Source organism: Helicobacter himalayensis (genome assembly GCF_001602095.1).
In the GTDB taxonomy this organism is placed as follows: Bacteria; Campylobacterota; Campylobacteria; order Campylobacterales; family Helicobacteraceae; genus Helicobacter_F; species Helicobacter_F himalayensis.
In genome coordinates this window covers 1,802,276-1,823,081 of record NZ_CP014991.1, presented here as the reverse complement: position 1 = coordinate 1,823,081, position 20,806 = coordinate 1,802,276, and the positions used below count along the sequence as shown (strand labels likewise).

Below are 20,806 nucleotides of genomic sequence, written 5' to 3'. Positions count from 1 at the left end.
AAATATTTTTTAGCTTGATAAGCACTTGCTTTTTAAAAATCTTTAGCAATAAGCTCTAAAAATGCTTGTGTGCCGAGTTTTTCACGTACAAAGTCCCAAATTGCGCGCTCTTGCAAACTATAAGCACGCAAGGATTCTAGCATTTGTGAAGGTGCGTTCAAAATCGCGCGCGCTTTTGTCAAATATTCCTCCTCGCTAAAAGCCACCAAAGGATTATTATAGAGAAATTGCTGTAATTCTTGTGTGTTTGTTGGCTTTTGTGGAAGTGTTAAAAAATCTATACTTTGCGTGCTTTGTGCCGAAAAATTTGCATGCGTGGAATCTAAAGGAGCGGAAGTTAAAACTGCAGAACCCAAAAATTCCTCTAAAAGTGCACGGTGAGAATCTACCCAAGATTCTATCCTTTTGGCGCGCGTGTCTCTATTTTCTGCGCTTAGCGTGAGCGCGATACCACCTTTTGCGACATATTCAATGCGACTTTCACCCTGCTCTAGCGGGAAACTATCAAGCCACACATCGATCAAATGCCCATATATCGCGCTATCCACAAAGCCTTCAAAGAAAAAACGCGCCTGCAAAGCTTTAAGCTCTTGTGTTAGGTTTTCATTCTGCACTTTTGCTATCTCCCAAAACACCTCATTTATCATTGTGCGCACAGCCTTTTCATTCCCACCACCACAGGCAAGATAAATGCACTCTTTAGATTCTCGCATAAGGCGCAAAACCACCCGTAAATAGGGCTTTGAAGTAATTTTTACCAAACGCCCAATAGTGCCAAGCCTTTTTGTTGGATAATGTGCTTTGAGCGCTTCTAATGCACGCAAGGAAGCTTCATTTAAAGGTGGATTATAAAATTGAGAATCCATTTTTACCGGAATCCCAGCAAAGCCAAATCCCTCACACACTACTATTCTTTGCGCGTTACAAATATGCGTGGCACGCGCATCTACACCCACAATATCATACACGAAATTCCCGTGCGAGTAATAAATTTGCCTCTCACACGCGCGCATACTTAGCAAAAAATCGCTTATCCCATAGCCATTATTTGGGCTTAGAAGCACTTTTGCGCCATCATTTTCAATCTGTGCGAGGAGCAAAAGAGCCTTTAGAAAATGCGAGTTGTAAAAGCCTTTTGTATTTTCAATCTGCGCGATATTACAAATTTCCACGCCTAAAGATTCTAGGTTTTTTACAAGCTCTGGCTCATCTAGGGATTTTTCTAGCAGGCTCATATTATAAATTTTCAAACGATAACGCTTTGAGAATGCCTCATTTTTTAGGAGATTCTTAAAAAGTGAATATTCGACTTTATAGGGCGAATTTTCCACGATTCTATCTTTGAGAATGGCGATGATTGGGAGGTGAGAATTTGGTTGATTTTTGGCGGTATTTTGTATGTTTTGCGCGATAATCTCTGGGGTATATTCCAAAAGCTGATTTTTAAGCGGAGCAAAAAGCGTATAAAATTTTGCTCCCTCTTTGTCAATCTCTTCATTGAAATCACGCCACTGCGTCTGCGTGTGAAAGCTATTGCCACAGATATGATAGATGAAAAATTGCACATATAGCGCCTCATCAAGCCATTCTAGCGCGTTTGTGATGTCTTTAGAATCAAGAGCTTGTTTTGTGCGCTCCAAAAGCGTGTAAAACACCTCGCGCCATGTAGGATAAAGTGTAAGCCAATCAAGGTTATTGAAATATCCCTCCACATTCCAAAAACAATGCAGCTGCCAATTAAAAAGACTGCGGCGGCGCATTTTTGAAAGCTTGAGACAATTTTTTAGCGCGCCTTGCATACTTTGCAAAAAAAGCGCAAAATCCACGCCAAGCTGTGGGAATCTCTGCAAAATAAAATCTGATAGATGATCCCTCTGTGACGTGTTTATGTCAATAAGGCTCACATATGCGATAAAAAATTCCATACCCTCACGCGCGCTACTAGCAAACATCTTGCAAAGGCTTAGAATCTGCAGAAAAAGGATATTTTCCACCTCGCTACTTTGAGGACTAAAAAGCAATGGGCTAAGATTCTGTAAAAAAACCTCAAAAGCTGGATTTGGATTTGGGTTTGCCTCGCGCAAGAGTGTAAAAAGATTGAGATATTCAACCTCGCAAATTTCGCCATTAAGCAATACTTTTTCTATGCAGGAGGCAAATTGTGCGCACAAATCTTTAGCGCGCTTATCTTCCTGTGCGCAAAAATGTTTAATCGCGTTTTTTGGGATATTTGCAAGGGTTAAAATCGCCTTATCAAGTTTATGCTTGTTTGGGTTTTGCAAGAGAGAAAAAATCTCTGCCAACTGCGCTTTAATCTCGTGCATTAATGAGAATCTTGATTTATTTGACTAATATCAATTGCCCACATATAGCCGCTTTCTTCATTTTGAGCGTATGGTTTGATTTCTGCGCGTAGGTAATTATAATCTTCATAAATTGCTACAACCTCGCCCACAGCGATATTTGCGATAAAGATTCCATCAAGTCCATTGGTATAGACGACATCGCCAACTTTGATATTTACCCATTTTGGAATGTAATTGACATTGACAAGGTGCTTGTTTTGGGTTTTTTGTGAGCTATCAAGTATGCCAAGTGCTTTGGAATCGCCAATAAACACGCCGTAACTGCATTCTTCAGAGCCATTTAAAAAGCCCTGCAAACGCCCATTTTCATAACGCGCGATACCAAGCACTTTGCCATTTTTCACAAGCCCTAGAAGTTTTGGGCTGAAATTTGATGCGGGGTCTGCCTGCGTTGCTTGTAGTTTTTGCTTCGCTTCAGAATCAAGAGTAAGCCAAATGCGCTTGTATTCACCCATTCTCACATACGAAGTCATAAGAGAAAGATAGATAAAAGGCTTGTTGCTTAAATCTGTGATGTTAGCAAGCGCGCGTAAGGAGGCATTATCGTTTTTAAGTGCGAGATTTTCTAGTGAGATTTTTTCGTAATCTTTGACTTTTTCTTTGAGAATCTCAATCTCTTTTGCCTGCTCAAAATGCCTTTTGTAAGCGTCAATAAAGCCTTGATAATTAGAGATAAAAAAGATTCTAATCTTATCGCCAAAAGAGAGGATCTGTGCTTCGACATTTTTATTAAACTCCATCGTAGCGAGCAGGGCGACAAAAAAAAGGATGATAAAAATCAGAGTTTTATAGCGCATTTCAAGGCTTTATGGATAGAATCTTAATCGATTGCCAGCTCTTCTAAGAGTTTTGGATCTTCCATAGCTTTGCCTGTGCCTTTTGCCACGCAAAGCAAAGGCTCTTCAGCCACATACACCGGCAAGCGTACAATGTCAGAGAGGTATTTATCAAGTCCGCGTATGAGCGCGCCACCACCTGTTAGCACAATGCCATTTTCGATAATATCCCCTGACAAATCTGGTGGAAGTGCCTCTAACACGCTTTTTAACGCGTTTGAAATTTCTTTAAGTTGGTCTTTTATCGCCTCTCTTGAATCTTCGCTACTAAGTTCGACTGTGTTTAGCAATCCGCTCACATTATCACGCCCACGCACTTGAATTGTAGGCGGATTTTCTAGCGGAGATGCCGAGCCAATTTGGAATTTAATCTCTTCTGCGGTGCGCTCGCCGATGAGAAGGTTGTATTTTTTACGCACATATTCCATTATCGCGACATCAAACTTATCGCCTGCTACCTTGATACTTTTGCTAATCACAAGCCCACCATAAGATACCACGCCAATCTCAGTCGTCCCGCCACCAATATCAATGACAAGATTCCCTTTTGCCTCTTCAGTTTGTAGTCCTGCGCCAATTGCCGCAGCCATCGGCTCTTCTATAAGATACACTTCCCTAGCTCCTGCACTTAGAGCAGATTCTTTGACTGCCTTTTTTTCCACGCCTGTAAGTCCATAAGGCACACACACCATAATGCGCGGACGAATGAGCGATTTGCGCTTATGCGCCTCCTCGATGAAGTAGCGAATCATCTTTTCTGTCATATCAAAATCCGCTATGACGCCATCTTTCATTGGGCGGATAGCACGGATTTTATCAGGTGTTTTGCCTTCCATTTCTTTTGCTTCTTTGCCTACGGCTAGGATTCTCCCAGAGCCACGCCTGCCGTCTTCTATGGCTACCACAGATGGTTCATTGATGACAATCCCTTCGCCTTTAACCAGCACAATCGTATTTGCCGTGCCTAAGTCAATGGCAATGTCTTTTGAAAACACGCCAATAATTTTGTCCATTAGCATACAAACTCCTCGCAATGCAAAAGTAAATCTTGCGTAATTATACACTACATTAAGGAGTTTGTTTGAAAATATTTTATTTTATGGGGATTTTGTTTGATTTATGGTGCAAGTCTTAGATTTGTGCCAAATACAATTTTTTGTGGATTCTGTATTAGAATCCACTTTGTATGTTAGAGCACATATACTACAGCTTCGATAGTTGGGTATTTTTTCACTTTTTTAAAGATATGTTTTCTAAAGCTTAGAGCGATTTCTTGCTCGAGATTTTTTGCATTGAGATTTTCTTTTTTGTGGTTTTTGATGATAAATTCTAAAAGCTCACCCATCTCTTTTTCAAAGCCTTTATCTTCTTTGTTTGCTACTAATCCATAGCTTGAGATTCTGCAAGAGAGAATCTTGCGCTCTTTGCTAATCTGTGCACTTACAAATACAACGCCCTCATTTGCCAAAGTCTGTCTGTCTTGGATAATATCCACATCAATTTGGCGGTTGATTTGATTATCAATAAAAATCTTGCCATTTTTGATACTGCGCACTTTACGCATATAGTTTGGATTGACTTCGATTTGATCGCCATCTTCCATAAGGAAAATGTTTTTTTCTAGCACCCCGCACGCGATCGCCGTTTGCTTATGGCGCGAAATGTGGTTGTATTCCCCATGCACAGGAAGGAAAAACTTTGGTTTAATAAGGCGTAGCATGAGCTTTTGCTCTTCTTGTGCGGCGTGCCCGCTCACATGGATTTCGCTAAAGTCTTGATATGCCACGCGCGCGCCTGCTTTCATAAGGTAATTTAGCACCGTTGAGACAGAGCCTTCATTACCCGGGATTGCCTTTGCAGAGATTATCACCATATCACTTGGCTTGATTTTGATATGTCTGTGTTCGTCGGTTGCCATTCGGTAAAGCGCACTCATCGTTTCGCCTTGAGAGCCGGTGGTGACGATTAGCACCTCGTTATCGGGGTATTTTTCCACTTCGTGTGCTTCGATAAAGATGTTTTGCGGAAGTTGGATATAGCCCAACTCAAGGGCGATTTCAAGGTTTTTTTCCATTGAGCGCCCAATGACTGCGACTTTACGATTATATTTGCGTCCATAATCGATGGCTTGATACACGCGGTGGATATTTGAGCTAAAAGTGCTCATAATCACACGCCCCTCTGCTTCTTTAAAAAGTCGCTCAAATGTCGGTCCCACGCTTGCTTCACTTGGCGTTGTCCCTGTTCTGTGGGAATTTGTAGAATCGCTTAGCAAAAGCATCACTCCTTCTTCGCCATAATGCGCGAGGCGGTGTAAATCTGTTGGGAGATTATCAATTGGCGTGTGATCGATTTTGAAATCCCCAGTATGCACGATTACACCAGCTTCTGTGCGGATAGCAAGCGCGGAGGCATCAATTACAGAGTGCGTGATATTAATCCATTCAATTTCAAACTCACCTACCTTGATAGGTTTGCGCTTTTGGACAATCTTAAAAAATGAGCGGTATTTTTTTAGCCCGTGTTCATCAAACTTGCTTCCTATCATTCCAAGTGGTAGAGGTGTGCCGTAGAGTGGGAATTGTAGCTGTTTGTAAAGGTAAGGTACCGCACCGATATGATCCTCGTGTGCGTGCGTGATGATGACACCAGCGATTTTATCCTTAATCGCGTGCAAATAGTTAAAATCAGGCACCAAAATATCCACTCCGTGCATTGTTTCATCAGGGAAGCTCATACCCACATCAATGACAATTGCGCTATTTTGCGTTTCAATCACCGTGATATTTCCTCCAATCTCGCCAAGTCCGCCAAGAGGCGTGATTTTCACGCTTGCTTTTGTGTTGAGGTTAAGTTTTGTATGTGCGTTAAGGCTTTCTTTTTGGATTCTCGTGTTTGCTTCTACACCGCGTCTTAGGTCTTTGTGTAAGCCTAGATTGTCTTTTTCGTTTGGATTGCGCACTTCGCGGATTCCATCTTTGACTTCATCGATGTTTTGGTGTTGCTGTGGTTGAGGATTTTTACCGCTCCAGTGGCGTTTTTCAAATCTTATGTTATTTTTATTTGTCTGCTGTGTTCCTTGCGTGGTGTTGTAGTTTCTTTGTCGGGAAAAGCGCCCTTCATTATCTCCTCTATTTTGCTCTCCTCTATTTTGCTTTTTAGAATCCCTGTTTTGTGATTCTATGCCTTGATTTTGGGAATCTCTATTTTGAGAATCTTTTTTGCCTCCAAATTTTTTTGCAAAATTTTTAAAATGGCTTTCTTTTTGCTCTTGTGGAATATCTTGTGATTGCGCATCCTGCGAATGTGTATTTAGCGCATTTTCATTTATGTTGTCTTGCATTTTTTAACTCCTTTGTTGATAGATTTTTAAATACTGCTGCGTGCTGACTTCATTTGGTCGAGCATTAGGGGAAATGGCGAGTTGTTCAAAAAGAGAATCTACTTCTTTTGGGTTAAAATTCTTGCCCAGATTCTTACTGAGTTTTTTTCGTGGTGCGCTAAAGGCGAGTTTAAGAAAAGTTTCAAAAGCAAAAACATCAAAATTTTTCGGGGTTTCTTTTGTGCTTTTATCAATGCAAAATACACTTGAAGTAACCTTTGGCATAGGCTCAAAGGCGGTATTTGGCACATCAAATAAAAGCATAGGATTCCCAAAAAACTCACTCAATACACTCAAAGCGCAAAATTCACGCGTCCCTGCCTGTGCGCAAAACTTTTGCGCCACTTCCTTTTGAGTCATTACCAAAATATACTTGCATTGGCAATCTCGCAAGAGACGCAAAATAATATGCGTAGCGATATAATAAGGCAGGTTTGAAATAAGCATATAAGGCTCATTACAAAGCCAGCAATCGCACTTCTGCTTCTCTTGCAGACTTAAAACATCTGCATTGATGAGAGTTAGCTTTTCACTCAGATGTGGGAAGTTTTTAGAAAATAAAGAACATAAGTCACTATCGACTTCATAGGCTATGAGAAAATCTCTTTTTGCCAGCTCTTGTGTCAAATCACCCAAGCCAATGCCAATTTCCACCATTTTGTAGGGGGCGTTGGGAATGGCTTGAATGATTTTGTGGATATAGGAGGTATCCTTGAGAAAATTCTGTCCGAAGTGCTTTTTTGCTTTGTGCGCGTCTGTGATATTTCTCATAAAATTCCCAACCAAAAATGCTATAATTATAACCAAAAGTTAGACATTTTTCCTTAATTTTACGGAATCTTAAAGGGTATTTTGATGAATTTTGCAAAGAGAATCATTCCCTGCCTTGATGTCAAAGACGGGCGCGTGGTAAAAGGTGTAAATTTCCTCGGGTTAAAAGACGCTGGAGACCCAATAGAAGTGGCGCGCCGCTACAATGATGAAGGTGCTGATGAGTTGGTGTTTTTAGATATTACCGCAAGTCACGAAAAACGTAGTATTATGCTTGAAATGGTAAAAAAAGTGGCGCGTGAAATTTTTATCCCCTTTAGCGTTGGTGGGGGGATAAATAGCCTTGAAGATATGTATAGTCTGCTCAATGCGGGCTGCGATAAAGTAAGCATTAATAGCTCTGCACTTAAGAATCCTGCACTTATAGAAGAGGGGGCAAAGAGATTTGGCTCGCAGTGTATAGTCGTGGCTATTGATTATAAAAGAGCGGATTTGCTAGATTCTCATACGCCAAAATGGAATGTGTATAGTAATGGTGGGCGCATTGATATGCAGAGGGATTTACTAGAATGGTGCAAGGAAGTGGTGCAAAGAGGTGCAGGAGAAATCTTACTCACAAGTATGGATTGCGATGGAGTGAAAAATGGCTATGATTTGGAAGGTATCAAAATGGTAAGTAGGCTTGTGCCTATACCTATTATCGCAAGTGGGGGCGCGGGGAAAATGCAGGATTTTTTGGACGCATTTTTATGCGGTGCTGATGCGGCATTGGCAGCGAGCGTGTTTCACTATGAGGAAATACAAATTTTAGAGCTTAAAAAATTCCTTGCTCAACATAATATAAGTGTGAGAATCTAAAGCGAGAAAATATGTTTGTTTGTGCGGGGAGAGGTGAAATTTTTAGCTTTGCAAGTGTAATTGGTGTTGGCTTAGTGGAGAGTGCTTATAATCTCACGCGCATCTGCTTGGAGCAAAAACCTAGCGAAATTATTTTTATCGGAAGTGCGGGAGCGTATGGGAAATATTCTCAAATATTTGATTTGCATTTTTCACGCACAGCCACGCAGATAGAATCTTCAAGTTTGTTTGACAAATCTTACACGCCATTGCAAAATCGCGTGGAATCGAAGCTAGAGTTTAGAGAATCTCAAAAAGGCGATGGTGGTTTTGGCAAGATTTTAGAAACAGAATGCAAAAAAGAATTTGTTTCATGTGGAACAATTATTAATAGCTCAAATTATATCACCATAGATTCTATTGTGGCGCAGGAATTTTTCACACGAGGAATTTTGCTAGAAAATATGGAATTTTTTTCTGTGATTCAAGTGGCGGAATATTTTAAGATTCCATCTTGTGGGATTTTGTGTGTGAGTAATTATTGTGCGTCAAATGCTCATAAAGAATTTGCGACAAACCACAATGCGCTAAAAACAAAGCTTGAAAATTTTTATACAAAACTTTTGGACATAAGGCGGGGTTTATGACAGAAATGACAAAAATCACAAAAGCCACAAAAACTACACTCAAACCTGAAAAAAAAGAATCTCAAAATATTTTTAGCTACACGTTTGATGAGTTAGCGCAGATTTTACAGCCAAAGTTTCGTGCAAAACAGATTTATAAATGGCTGTATGTGTATTATAAGCAGGATTTTTTGGAAATGTCGGATTTACCAAAGGATTTGCGTCAGAATCTAGCGGGGGAATTTTGTGCTAGAAATTTGGAGATTCTCAAAGTCGAGGAAAGCAAAGACGGGAGCAAAAAATATCTTTTTAAAACAAAAGATAGTTATACCTTTGAATCCGTTTTGCTCAAAATGAAAGAAAAATTGCAAGATGAAAATGGCAAGATTCTCAATTCTGAAAAATGGAGTATTTGTGTTTCTTCGCAGATTGGGTGCAAGGTGGGTTGTGCATTTTGTTTTACAGCAAAGGGAGGATTTCAAAGGGATTTAGAATCTGGTGAGATTGTCGAGCAAATCGTGCAAATAAAAGCGCATAATGAAATCCCTCCGCAAAAGCGTGTGAATATTGTCTATATGGGTATGGGCGAGCCACTGGATAATTTAGAAAATGTCACAAAGGCAATTAGAATCTTAAGCGAGCTTGATGGCTTGAGTATCTCTGCGCGCAGACAAACAATCTCTACAAGTGGTATCGTACCAAAAATCCGCGAACTAGGAGAACTTAATCTCGGTGTGCAATTAGCTATTTCTTTGCACGCAGTTGATGATAAATTACGCTCAGCCCTTATCCCAATGAATCGCAAATACAATATCCAGCAGGTTTTGGACGAGGTACGGAAATTCCCCATAGATTTGCGTAAGCGCGTGATGTTTGAGTATCTTATGATTAAGGATATTAACGATAGCCTTAAGGAAGCAAAAAAATTGCTTTCTTTGCTTGATGGGATTAGATCTAAGGTGAATGTGATTTTGTTTAATCCACACGAAGGGAGCAAGTTTGGGCGTCCGAGTATGGAGAAAGCGCGAGAATTTGCAGATTTTCTTACACAGAGGGGATTGCTTTGCACGATTAGAGAATCTAAGGGCTTGGATATTAGCGCGGCATGCGGGCAATTGCGAGAAAAGGAGAAAAATTTGAGCACAGAGTCAAAAGGATAATTATAAAAGTTTGTAAATAGTAAAATGTTTCACATGGAACTTTAAAAAACGAAAGGAATTTAAGATATGGACTTGCTTGATTGGGTGATGGTTGTATTTTTGGCAATTGTATTTGTCGGTGGCAGTGTTTGGTTTTTGTATTATGCCTACACATCAGACAAGGATAAAAAATGATTTTGGTACATATTTGTTGCTCGGTGGATAGTCATTATTTTTTGCAAAAATTGCGCGCGAAATATCCAGATTCCCAACTTGTCGGGTATTTTTATAATCCAAATATTCATCCGCGATCAGAATACTCACTGCGTTTTAATGATGTCAAGCGTAGCTGTGAAATGTTAAATATCGAGCTTTTTGAAGGGGAATATGAGCTAGAGGATTGGCTTCAAAGTGTGCAAGGATTAGAAGATGAGCCAGAAAAGGGCGAGCGTTGTATGAAATGTTTTGATATTCGTTTGATAAAAACTGCGATTTTTGCGAAGCAAAAAAATATCAGAATCTTTACTACGACTTTACTTTCGAGCCCTATGAAAGAACAGCAGATTCTCTACACACAAGGAGATAAAATTGCGCAAGAATATGGTTTAGAGTTTATCAAAATCGATGTGCGTAGCAATGGTGGCACACAAGAGCAAGCCCAGCTTGCGCGCGAGGATAATTTATATCGGCAGGGATATTGTGGCTGTGAGTTTGCGCTTCTTAAGCAACGAGCAAAAAGTCAAAAAATTTCTTTAGAGTTATTAGAAAATATTAGCCAGCAGTTTTTGCCAGCAAGCAACGAGGACAGAATGCGGACTTTCGAAAAGCGTGATATATGCGAGCGAGAATCTACACCTTATGTCCTTGCGAAGCGTCCTATTATCGCGTGGCGTAATCTGCGAAGTGTGGCTTTTAGCAATGGCACACCTCTTGATATTTATGTTTTGGCGGATTCTAAAAGTAAAAATAATGTCAAAACTTCCAAGATTGTATGGATTGAAAGTAATGTGTCTTCACCACTTGCGCTAAGTCAGATTCTGAGACACACCACCTTAAATGCGCCCAAAAAAGTAACAAATTTAGAAACTCATCTTATCCATTTGGGCATAGCGAGCAAAGATGATAGCGTGTTTATATCTTTGCAAGATTTTAATACACTTTGTGGGAGCGCGTATAAAAATGTTAAAGAGCTTTTGGTAAATCCGATTGCATATGAAATGGAAAATATCTTGCGCGTGAGCCTTTGTGGATTCTCGAGCATTAATCCAATCATCGTGCTTGATGAGCGTATAGAATCTAATCTGCGCTTGCATATACACACGATTTTTCAAGAGGAGGGCGTTTTTAGGGTTATTGTTGGCAATGCAAATCCACAGCCACATTCACAAGATTTTTCACAGCAAGAATCTGTATTTTCTTAAGATACAGCATACAAACAAGCCCTTAAAAAGGCGCAAGGCTTTAATATGAAACAAAACATTTTTCTGCTACAATGCGCCCCTTTAGCAAAATAAAAATATAATTACATTTTAGGAGCAAACTATGATGGATATTAACAAGATTCGCGAGATTTTGCCACATCGCTATCCTATGTTGCTTGTGGATAGGGTGGTTTCAATCACACCGCAAGTAAGTATCGAAGCGTATAAAAATGTCACAATCAATGAAGAAGTTTTTTTGGGGCATTTTCCAAAGCAGCCAATTTATCCCGGTGTTATGCAGATTGAGGGAATGGCTCAGGCTGGTGGTTTGCTGGCATTTGTGAGTATGTTTGGCGATGACACAAAAGAGGCGGAAAACAAGATTGTGTATTTTATGACAATTGATAATGTCAAATTCCGTGTGCCTGTTGTGCCGGGTGATAAGCTTGTGTATAAGCTGAATGTTTTAAAGCACAAGGGTAGTGTTTGGAGTTTGGGTGCGCAGGCTTTTGTCGATGACAAACTTGTTTCAGAAGCTGAGCTTAAGGCGATGATTGCTGATGCCACAAAAGCATAGATACGATTTGTGGTGATTAAAGAGATATAATCAAAGTAAATTTTAAGGAGAGGGTTTATGGAAGGAATTTCTCCTCATTCCATCATCGCAAGTGGTGCAAGGATAGGTAAAAATGTCAAAATCGGGCATTTTTGCGTGATTGATGCAGGGGTTAGCGTTGGTGATGATTGTGAAATAGGCAACAATGTAACGATTACGGGAAATACGACACTTGGCGCGCGCAATAAGATTTTTAATGGTGCGTGTGTGGGTGTGCCACCGCAGGATTTAAAATATGCGGGAGAGGATACGGAGCTTGTCATCGGCGATGATAATATTATAAGAGAATGCGTCACGCTTAATAAAGGCACGCAAGGCGGCGGAGGCAAAACAACAATAGGAAGCAACAATCTTTTTATGGCGTATGCGCATGTGGCGCACGATTGCGTTGTGGGAAATCATTGCATTTTTGCAAATGTGGCAACACTTGGCGGGCATGTGCATGTAGGTGATTATGTAAATTTTGGTGGTATCTCTGCGGCGCATCAGTTTGTAAAAATAGGAGATGGTTGTATGGTGGCTGCCTTTAGCGCGCTTGTGCAGGATTTGCCCCCTTATTGTATGGCACACGGCAATCACGCAGCAATTATTGGGTTAAACAAACACCGCTTGCGCAAGATGTTTAGCAGAGAAGAAATTGATAATATCTCGGCTTTGTATAAAAAGATTTTTTCTCATAGTGCGCCACTTAAAGAACTCGCGCAAAAAGAGCTAGAATCTCCGGATATCTCTCAAGCGCAACGTTATATATGTGAGTTTATTCTCTCAAATACAAGGGGAATTGCTATAAAAAAACAAGGATAGAAACAATGACTAAATATTGTAGCTTCTGCGGAAGCCCAGAGACGCCAAACAATCTTATTTTGACGGGGAATAAAACCGGACAAGATGTGTTTATTTGTAGAAATTGTATAAGGAGTGGGGAAAGCATACTAAGCAAGCACGATAAGCCCTATGTTGCACAGGAGGTGCAAAATCCACCTATTCGTATCCCAACACCAAAAGAATTGCACGCAAAGCTTGATGAATATGTCATCGGACAAGATGACGCAAAAAAGGTTTTTTGCGTAGCGGTGTATAATCACTACAAGCGTATAAGTATGGAGATGAGCGCGGGTGCTTTAGATTCTACAGATTCTATAAAGTCCGCGTTGGAATCTCTCAAAGATGTGGAAATCTCAAAATCAAATATCTTGCTTATAGGACCCACAGGGAGTGGAAAAACGCTTATGGCACAGACTTTAGCGCGCTTTTTAGATGTGCCAATTGCCATTTCAGATGCGACAAGTTTGACAGAGGCAGGCTATGTGGGCGAAGATGTGGAAAATATCTTAACGCGCCTTTATCAAGCTGCAGATGGCGATATTGAGCGAGCGCAAAGAGGGATTGTATTTATCGATGAGATTGATAAAATTTCGCGCCTTTCTGAAAATCGCTCTATAACACGCGATGTAAGCGGGGAAGGTGTGCAACAAGCACTTTTGAAAATTATCGAAGGAAGTGTGGTGAATATTCCGCCAAAAGGTGGCAGAAAGCACCCAAATCAGGAGTTTATACAGCTTGATACAAGCCATATTTTGTTTATTTGCGGTGGGGCATTTGATGGCTTAAGCGAGATTATAAAAAGACGCGTGGGTGGGAATGTGCTAGGATTCCATGGGCAGAAACACGGCAAAAGTGATGAAAGCTATTTGTTGCATTTAGTTGAGCCAGATGATTTGGTGAGTTATGGGTTAATTCCAGAGCTTATCGGGCGTTTGCCGGTGATTACTACGCTTAATCCAATCGATGAAAAAGCAATGATTGCAATCCTCACACAGCCTAAAAATGCGCTTATCAAGCAGTATCAAAAGCTTTTTGCGATGGATAATGTGAAGCTAGAGTTTGATAAAGGTGCAGTGGCAAAAATCGCCCAGCTTGCGATTGCGCGAAAAATCGGTGCGCGTGGCTTGCGCTCAATTATTGAAGAGCATATCAATGATTTAATGTATGATTTGCCAGAACTCAATGGCTGTGAAATAACGATAAATAAGCAATGTATTGAAGGTGCGCAAAAGCCAACGATCGTAAAAAAGGTTAAAAAACAAAGCTCGTAAAATGTGAAGTTGCTAAGGCAGAAAATCTAGAATCTAACTTTTGTAATGCCTTAGATTCTCAAATAAATGAGAATCTAAGCTGTAAGATTATGGTTTTACAGGCGCTTGAAAAGCAATTTTCACCTGCGACCAAGTTATCCCCTCGTGTTCGATTGCGACTTTTTTCTGTAAATTCTCTCTCGCAGAATCTAGCTTAAAAAGATTTAAATCAAGCAAGCCCTCAGCCTTTAAGATTCCATTTGCAATGGTGTATTCCATAGGGATTTTTACGCTTTTGCCATTCATTTTGATGGTGGCTAGCATACTCCCGCAGTTTTCGCCTTCGACGACATTTTTGAGCGTTACCTTGATTTCTTTGTTTTCAAATTTTGCAAAGAAATGCTCGCGTATATTGTTGTTTTTGACCTCATCTTTAAGGTCAGCTGTCATAGGATTGATCACAGCGCTTGCGTTTTGTAGTGTTTGCGCGAGAGTTTTTTTCTGTTTGCCAAACTTGAACTTGATGTCGCCAAAACTTCCGCTCACAGCGACTTTTTGCGGTGTTTTGTAAGCAGTCCAAGTTACACTTATTTTGTTTGTGTCAATACTCGTTGCGGTGAGAAACATTGTGCTTAATAGCACAAGAAATAAAAGCCTCATTATATGTCCTTTTGTTTGATTTCATACACGTGGTATGTTCTTTCATTATAAAAGCTTTAAAATAACGCTCGCGGCGTATTTTTGTAATTTCAGCGAGAGTTTAGGATTTTACACATTTTTAGAAATTTTCGATAGAATCCACCCTTTATCTGTTGTTTAGAATCTAGCTTAAAGCAACTAAGGAGCAAATATGGCGATAGTTTTACAAATTGGAGCAGGTGGCGTTGGGGGCGTGGTAGCGCATAAAATGGCGATGAATAAAGATGTGTTTTCAAAAATAATATTAGCCTCACGCACAAAAAACAAATGTAAAGATATAGCAGATTCTATCCGCGCTAAAGGTTATGGCGAGATAGAAATAGATGAAGTCAATGCAGATAGTGTGGAATCTGTGGTGGCTTTGATTGAAAAATACCACCCAAAGCTTGTGGTAAATGTTGCCCTGCCCTACCAAGATTTGACTATTATGGAAGCGTGTTTGCGCACACGCACACATTATTTAGATACTGCAAATTACGAGCATCCGGACTCTGCGCATTTTGAATACAAGGAGCAATGGGCGTATGACACGCGCTATAAACAAGCTGGAATCTTCGCGCTTTTAGGCAGTGGCTTTGACCCGGGGGTTACAAATGTATTTTGCGCCTATGCACAAAAGCATTATTTTGATGCGATTTATTCTATTGATATTTTAGATTGCAACGCAGGCGACCATGGATATGCATTTGCGACAAATTTTAACCCTGAAATTAATCTGCGAGAAGTGAGCTCAAAGGCTAGATATTGGGTGAAAGATTCTAGTATTGCAGAATCTACAAGCTTAGAATCTAATCTCGCATTAAATGATGACTTGCAAAAAGATACTATCTATCGCAAGTTTGAACGAGAAGAGAAACACTTCAAATTAGAATCTAATACACAAAGTTTAAGTAATCAATCGTATGCGGGTGGGCAGTGGCGCGATATTGCGCCTTTGGCTTTGATGAAAGAGTGGGATTACCCAGAGGTGGGCGTGAAAAATAGCTATTTACTCTACCATGAAGAGTTGGAATCTCTAGTGCGGAATATCAAAGGCTTACGCAAAATCCGCTTTTTTATGACCTTTGGAGAATCTTATCTTACACATATGAAAGTTTTAGAGAATATCGGTTTTTTGCGCATTGATGAAGTGAGCCATAAGGGTGGCAAAATCGTGCCTATTGAAGTGCTAAAAACACTTTTACCAGACCCAGCAAGTCTAGCTTCACGCACAAAAGGGCAAACGCACATTGGTTGCTACATACGTGGGATAAAAGACGGCAAGGAGCGCACAATTTATATCTACAACATTTGTGCGCATGAGGAATGCTTTAAAGAAGTCAATGCGCAAGGTGTAAGCTATACGACAGGTGTGCCTGCGATGATTGGGGCAAAGCTTATTGTAGAGGGCAAATGGGGTGTGGGTTCAAATCTCACACAAGATACCAGAATCTTAGAATCCTATAATACCGAGCGTTTGGAGCTTAATAAGGATATGCCAAAAGGTGGGGAGTATCAAGGGATAGATAATGCGCTAGAGTTGCAAAAACAGGCAAGTAATGATAATGAATGCGATGTGAAAGTAGTAACTAGCGATAGAAATTCTAAGATTGTAGATGAGAAATCGGAGCTACGCAGTTGCGAGTGCGGAGATAAGACACAAGCGTCTATCGCACAAATGAGCGACAAGCCCTCCGATTTATCGCTACAAGCTGAATTTCAAGGCGCAGGCGTGTGGAATATGGAGCAAAATGACCCCGACCCCTTTATGTGCGAGCTAAATAAGCAAGGCTTACCTTATGTCGTGCTTGAAATAAGCAAAAATGGAGAATGCAAGGTGCTAGAAGATGGGAGGAGGTAAAAATAATGGATTTTTAGGGATAAAAAGGAGCATAAATGAATGTCATACTAAATCAAAGATTGTTAGAGTTATAATACTATGAGAGAGTTAGTTGTTGCGAATAGCGATGATATAATTTGCAAGAAAGACAAAACATGACATATCAAGATTTTAAAAGCAGACTCAACTATAGAGTTTTTGGTAAAGACCTGAATTATGAGATATTGCTTAATGTTATTCAAAATCCAAAACGATATATATAGGGATTTTTAGAATCACCAATGCAAAAACGAAGCTCATACAGAATGTTACACAAAGTTGCGAAATTAAATTCGGGGATTTTATGGAAGAAATCTTAACAGAATACATTAGAGGTATGGGCTATTCAATTTTAGATAAAAATATAGGAGTTGATGAAAGCAATAATAGATTATCTGCCGACCAGATTTTCCAAAAAAATGACATTATTTATTTAATAGAGCAGAAAATAAGAGACGACCATGATAGCACTAAAAAACGTGGGCAATATACAAATTTAATCAAGAAAATAAAAGTGTTGAAAAAACAATATCCATATCCAAATTATAAAATTATTGCTTCTATGTGGTTTAGTGGTGATAGTCTAAAGAAAAACAGAAAATATTATTTAGAACAAATAGAACACAATACAGATGAGCAAGTAGAAATTTGTATTTTTTATGGTAAAGAATTGTTTGAGAATATTTTTAAAAGAATGGATATTTGGAATGAGATTATTTCACATCTACAAAAACATAAACAAGAAAGAAGTCAGGAAATATTGAATGTACCCGATTTTGATACAAGCGATGGAATAAGAATAGCACTATTAAGAGTAAAAAATGATTATCCCAATTTGATTAAAAAATTACTCTCTGATATGCCAGATTATATAGAATTAAGAAAAGAACTTTTCCCAATGCAGCACAATCTAAGGGAGTTATACAATGCAAAATCAATTGCCGATTAATCAAATCTTACAGGGCAATAGTCTTGAATTACTGCAAACAATCCCGGATTGTAGCATTGACCTCATTTTTGCTGACCCGCCCTATTATATGCGTGTTGAGGGGAGCTTGCGAAGACCAGAGGGGAGCAAGTTTAGTGGTTGTGATGATGTGTGGGATAATGCTTTTTTAGATAATGCAGATTATGTAAATTTCACTAGAAGTTGGCTCAAAGAATGCAAGAGAATTCTTAAGCCCAATGGTAGCATTTGGGTAATTGGCTCGATGCAATGTGTTTATAGTATTGGTGGGGCAATGCAAGAGCTTGGCTTTTGGTTTATTAATGATGTGATTTGGCACAAGAGCAATCCTACGCCTAATTTTCACGGAACAAGGCTGAATAATTCGCACGAAACATTGATTTGGGCGACAAAAGACAAAAAATCAAAATATGCTTTTAATTACAAAACGGCAAAAGAACTAAATTGTGAGATTATTGGTTTTGAAAATGGGGTGCGCAAACAGCTTGGTAGCGTATGGAGAATCCCTGTTTGCAGCGGAAATGAAAGACTTAAAGATACAAATGGTAATAAGCTCCACAATACACAAAAGCCCGAATCGCTTCTTTATCGAATCGTTGCCATTAGTTCTAAAATGGGCGATATTGTGCTTGATCCTTTTGGTGGCACGATGACTACAGCAGTAGCAGCAAAGATTCTTGGTAGAAATTATATTATGCTTGAGCAAAATGCTACATATATTCAGTATGGCAAGCGGCGTTTAGAGCTGCTTGCATTTGAGGATAGTCCCATTGCCAAAGCAGAATTTGACAAAAAACCATTAAAGGTTAGTTTAACTGAAATGATTGTAGCAGGATTTTTGCAAGTTGGAGAAAGTGTATATCTAAACAATACGAGTTTTGAGGCAAAGCTTACAAGCGCGGGTAGGCTTGAATTCGAAGAGGAAATTTATGATATTCATACCCTCTCCGCACGATTAAAAAATACAAAAGCAGAGCGACTGAATGGCTTTAGGTATTGGAAAGTGCGGAGAGGAGATTCTTATATTTTTCTTGACAAAATACGAGAAGAGTATAGAAAGAGTTTAGACTAAATAATTGAGAACGACGAGAGACATAGAATGGAAAAAATATATGTAAAATCTTTTTTAGTAAGCGCAACGGATATGTGCAGTTGCGATGCGGAGATAAGGCATAGGTTTCTATCGCACAAATGAGTTATGAATAGATTAGAGTAGGAGGGGGGGGAGAAATGACAATCCAAACGATTAATCAAGGAAGTTTTTACACACCTGATTTTATTGTGAAAATTGCGCATTAATGTGCAAGGCGAAGTTTTAAATCGTGGAAAAAAGTATAGCTATGAATGTTTTAGAGAATTTCATAACAATTTTGGTTTGCTTGAAAGAATCTAGTGGAGAATCTAAAGCGCTAGAAGATGGGAGGAAATGATGTTGGATTCCGCCAAAAGACTTTGGATTGTCATAGGCATATTACTCTCTTGTCTATTCATGAATGGCTGTTCTACTAAAGTTTATTATTCCACGCAAACAGACCCTCAAATTACCTTTAATAAGCAAGAACCACTTAGTATCTACACAGGTGAAATATCAAGCATTGCAGATAAAAAGTTTGCACTATCACTGGCTGAAATAATGGTTGAAGATGGTTTTCAAATTAATGGGTTTAATTTAGAAGCCAAATCAACAAATTGTTATCTTACTTTTTCTTTAGGCACTTCTTATTCTCAATACACTGGAGGCTATACAACATATAACACAAGCACGGCATACACAAATATATACACCATTCCAATAGCAATAAAAAAAATTGCAGTGAGCATTATTTGTTATGATGATAGAGGTAAAAAAATTCAAGAGGTGTGGTCCGGATATGTGGGTGCTGAACTTGGGGATTATGACAAATATCAACAAAAAATTATTAAAAATCTTGTAGGGCTTGTAGGCAAGGATTTCAAGGGTTACTTAAAGATCGAATAAAAATAAAGAGAAAAAAATAAAGCGATATGAAGCCTTTAGTGGCTTTTGGCAAGTGGTTTTCTAACGAGATTGTTTTAATAGTTTTGTGTTGTGCGCGATTGGTTATTTCTTTATGAATTTTTTGCATTCGCGTTTTAAACTTTTATGCTCATTTAGGATTCTGGAAAAATAAATCTATCTCCTTAGAATCATTATTACTTGATATGGTAAAGTCCATAAATCCAAGCAAATCTAATAAGAATCTTAACTTTATGCCAACTAGGCTTTGTGTGGATTTGGTGTATAAAGAGTGTATAGATTCATTTTTAGGAAAAGAGCAAAAAAGATTTGTTATGGTTGTGCCTTTTGGCGTAAGTAGCCCTTTTAATCTCCCAATAAGATATTATATTTATCTTGTTTCTTTGATACTTTCACTACCTGCTATAAATGTAGTTGTGCCTGTTTATTATAAAACCAAGTTAGATTTTTTAAATGCGTGTCGTGTATGGGGGGGGGGCATATTAGATCATAAAGGCTTATATATTTTTGAAAATAATGATAATTTATTCAATCTTGTAGCGCTTACACAAAAAATGGAGTGCGTCATATCTCCCAGCACAGGTAATATTCATATCGCTAGCAATTTAGGAATTCCAACCATTGGATTATATAAAGAGGCAGATACAATTATGTGGGCAAGTAGGGATAAAAACTATGTAATTTTAAAATATATGCTACACCAAATTACCCATACACAATCCCAAGAAGTAGTTGAGCTGGTCTTTGAAAAGCTTAAAAAACCGCTAAAATATAATATAAATACTTAATAAAGTTTAGTCTATTTAGCTAAATATTATTTATTCATTTACTATTAGATATTGACTTATTTAATAAAAATCACTAAAATTCGCGCACTTAAGAAACTTAAGTGCTAATTTTTAGCAATTTACATAATTCTAAGGAGTATAGTATGAAATTTCAACCACTTGGGAAAAGAGTTCTTGTAGAACGACAAGAAGAGGACACGAAGACGAGCTCAGGCATTATTATCCCAGATAATGCAAAGGAAAAACCGCTTACAGGCATTATCAAGGCTATCGGCAAAAAAGCACAAGAAGAGTTTTCGAGCCTTAAAGAAAAGCAAGTTGTTGTGTTTGAAAAATATAAAGGTAGCGAAATTAAGCTTGATGGCAAGGAGTTTATCGTCCTAGAGGCAGAGGATATCTTAGGAATCCTAGAAAAATAAATATTCATAA

The 20,806-nt window shown here is 39.0% G+C and carries 18 protein-coding genes and 1 pseudogene; 13 read left to right on the top strand and 6 right to left on the bottom strand.

Features of this window, described 5'->3' with window-relative positions; all coding sequences use genetic code 11:
- Nucleotides 1–32 precede the first annotated feature (32 nt).
- The 5 genes from A3217_RS08680 to rsmA all read right to left on the bottom strand — a co-directional run bounded on the left by A3217_RS08680 (nt 33) and on the right by rsmA (nt 7,355).
- The gene (locus A3217_RS08680) at nt 33–2,324 is read right to left on the bottom strand and encodes a hypothetical protein (RefSeq protein ID WP_066389610.1); all 2,292 of its coding nucleotides are present in this window, start codon (nt 2,322–2,324) and stop codon (nt 33–35) included.
- Nucleotides 2,324–3,163: a rod shape-determining protein MreC gene (locus tag A3217_RS08675; RefSeq protein WP_066389608.1), complete on the bottom strand. Its 840-nt coding sequence runs from the start codon at nt 3,161–3,163 to the stop codon at nt 2,324–2,326. The genes A3217_RS08680 and A3217_RS08675 overlap by 1 nt, the downstream gene beginning before the upstream one ends.
- Before the next feature lie 23 nt (nt 3,164–3,186).
- Nucleotides 3,187–4,221 (bottom strand): rod shape-determining protein, encoded by a 1,035-nt coding sequence (locus A3217_RS08670; RefSeq protein ID WP_066389606.1) that lies wholly within the window; start codon nt 4,219–4,221, stop codon nt 3,187–3,189.
- Nucleotides 4,222–4,391: 170 nt separating this feature from the next.
- Entirely contained in the window at nt 4,392–6,545 is a 2,154-nt protein-coding gene (locus A3217_RS08665) for a ribonuclease J (RefSeq protein ID WP_066389604.1), read from the bottom strand.
- Between the two features lie 3 nt (nt 6,546–6,548).
- The gene (rsmA, locus tag A3217_RS08660; protein ID WP_066389833.1) at nt 6,549–7,355 is read right to left on the bottom strand and encodes a 16S rRNA (adenine(1518)-N(6)/adenine(1519)-N(6))-dimethyltransferase RsmA; all 807 of its coding nucleotides are present in this window, start codon (nt 7,353–7,355) and stop codon (nt 6,549–6,551) included.
- Between the two features lie 84 nt (nt 7,356–7,439).
- On the opposite strand from rsmA, the gene hisF reads away from it, so the two are divergent.
- The 7 genes from hisF (at nt 7,440) to clpX (ending at nt 14,090) form a co-directional block, all read left to right on the top strand.
- Nucleotides 7,440–8,213: an imidazole glycerol phosphate synthase subunit HisF gene (hisF, locus tag A3217_RS08655; RefSeq protein ID WP_066389602.1), complete on the top strand. Its 774-nt coding sequence runs from the start codon at nt 7,440–7,442 to the stop codon at nt 8,211–8,213.
- An 11-nt stretch (nt 8,214–8,224) separates the two neighbouring features.
- Complete coding sequence (locus A3217_RS08650; RefSeq protein ID WP_066389598.1) at nt 8,225–8,839, top strand: 5'-methylthioadenosine/S-adenosylhomocysteine nucleosidase family protein; 615 nt, start codon at nt 8,225–8,227, stop codon at nt 8,837–8,839.
- A gap of 5 nt (nt 8,840–8,844) precedes the next feature.
- Nucleotides 8,845–9,978 carry a dual-specificity RNA methyltransferase RlmN gene (rlmN, locus tag A3217_RS08645; RefSeq protein WP_066389832.1) on the top strand — a complete coding sequence of 378 codons (1,134 nt, stop codon included), beginning with the start codon at nt 8,845–8,847 and terminating at the stop codon, nt 9,976–9,978.
- A gap of 170 nt (nt 9,979–10,148) precedes the next feature.
- Nucleotides 10,149–11,378 (top strand): epoxyqueuosine reductase QueH, encoded by a 1,230-nt coding sequence (locus A3217_RS08640; protein WP_082807931.1) that lies wholly within the window; start codon nt 10,149–10,151, stop codon nt 11,376–11,378.
- 121 nt (nt 11,379–11,499) lie between these two features.
- Nucleotides 11,500–11,955 carry a 3-hydroxyacyl-ACP dehydratase FabZ gene (fabZ, locus tag A3217_RS08635; protein ID WP_066389597.1) on the top strand — a complete coding sequence of 152 codons (456 nt, stop codon included), beginning with the start codon at nt 11,500–11,502 and terminating at the stop codon, nt 11,953–11,955.
- A gap of 57 nt (nt 11,956–12,012) precedes the next feature.
- Nucleotides 12,013–12,798, top strand: a complete 786-nt coding sequence (lpxA, locus tag A3217_RS08630) for an acyl-ACP--UDP-N-acetylglucosamine O-acyltransferase (RefSeq protein ID WP_066389596.1) — start codon at nt 12,013–12,015, stop codon at nt 12,796–12,798.
- Nucleotides 12,799–12,803: 5 nt separating this feature from the next.
- Nucleotides 12,804–14,090: an ATP-dependent protease ATP-binding subunit ClpX gene (gene clpX, locus A3217_RS08625; RefSeq protein ID WP_066389595.1), complete on the top strand. Its 1,287-nt coding sequence runs from the start codon at nt 12,804–12,806 to the stop codon at nt 14,088–14,090.
- Between the two features lie 87 nt (nt 14,091–14,177).
- Here the strand turns inward: clpX and A3217_RS08620 are convergent, their stop codons facing one another.
- The gene (locus A3217_RS08620) at nt 14,178–14,729 is read right to left on the bottom strand and encodes a YceI family protein (protein WP_066389594.1); all 552 of its coding nucleotides are present in this window, start codon (nt 14,727–14,729) and stop codon (nt 14,178–14,180) included.
- A gap of 190 nt (nt 14,730–14,919) precedes the next feature.
- Here A3217_RS08620 and A3217_RS08615 point away from each other — a divergent pair, with 190 nt between their 5' ends.
- The 6 genes and pseudogenes from A3217_RS08615 to groES form a co-directional block, all read left to right on the top strand.
- A complete protein-coding gene (locus A3217_RS08615; protein ID WP_066389593.1) occupies nt 14,920–16,608 on the top strand; it encodes a saccharopine dehydrogenase family protein in 1,689 nt (562 codons plus the stop codon).
- Between the two features lie 232 nt (nt 16,609–16,840).
- Complete coding sequence (locus A3217_RS08610; RefSeq protein ID WP_417935362.1) at nt 16,841–17,575, top strand: HpyAIV family type II restriction enzyme; 735 nt, start codon at nt 16,841–16,843, stop codon at nt 17,573–17,575.
- Nucleotides 17,553–18,665, top strand: a complete 1,113-nt coding sequence (locus A3217_RS08605; protein ID WP_066389591.1) for a DNA-methyltransferase — start codon at nt 17,553–17,555, stop codon at nt 18,663–18,665. Before A3217_RS08610 ends, A3217_RS08605 begins: the two co-directional genes overlap by 23 nt.
- A 360-nt stretch (nt 18,666–19,025) precedes the next feature.
- On the top strand, nt 19,026–19,571 hold the full coding sequence (locus A3217_RS08600; RefSeq protein WP_156471910.1) for a hypothetical protein: 546 nt from the start codon (nt 19,026–19,028) through the stop codon (nt 19,569–19,571).
- Between the two features lie 251 nt (nt 19,572–19,822).
- On the top strand, nt 19,823–20,377 hold the full coding sequence (locus tag A3217_RS08595) for a glycosyltransferase family 9 protein (RefSeq protein WP_231860239.1): 555 nt from the start codon (nt 19,823–19,825) through the stop codon (nt 20,375–20,377).
- 143 nt (nt 20,378–20,520) lie between these two features.
- A pseudogene (groES, locus tag A3217_RS08590) lies at nt 20,521–20,787 on the top strand (co-chaperone GroES); the annotation flags it as partial.
- Nucleotides 20,788–20,806 lie beyond the last annotated feature (19 nt).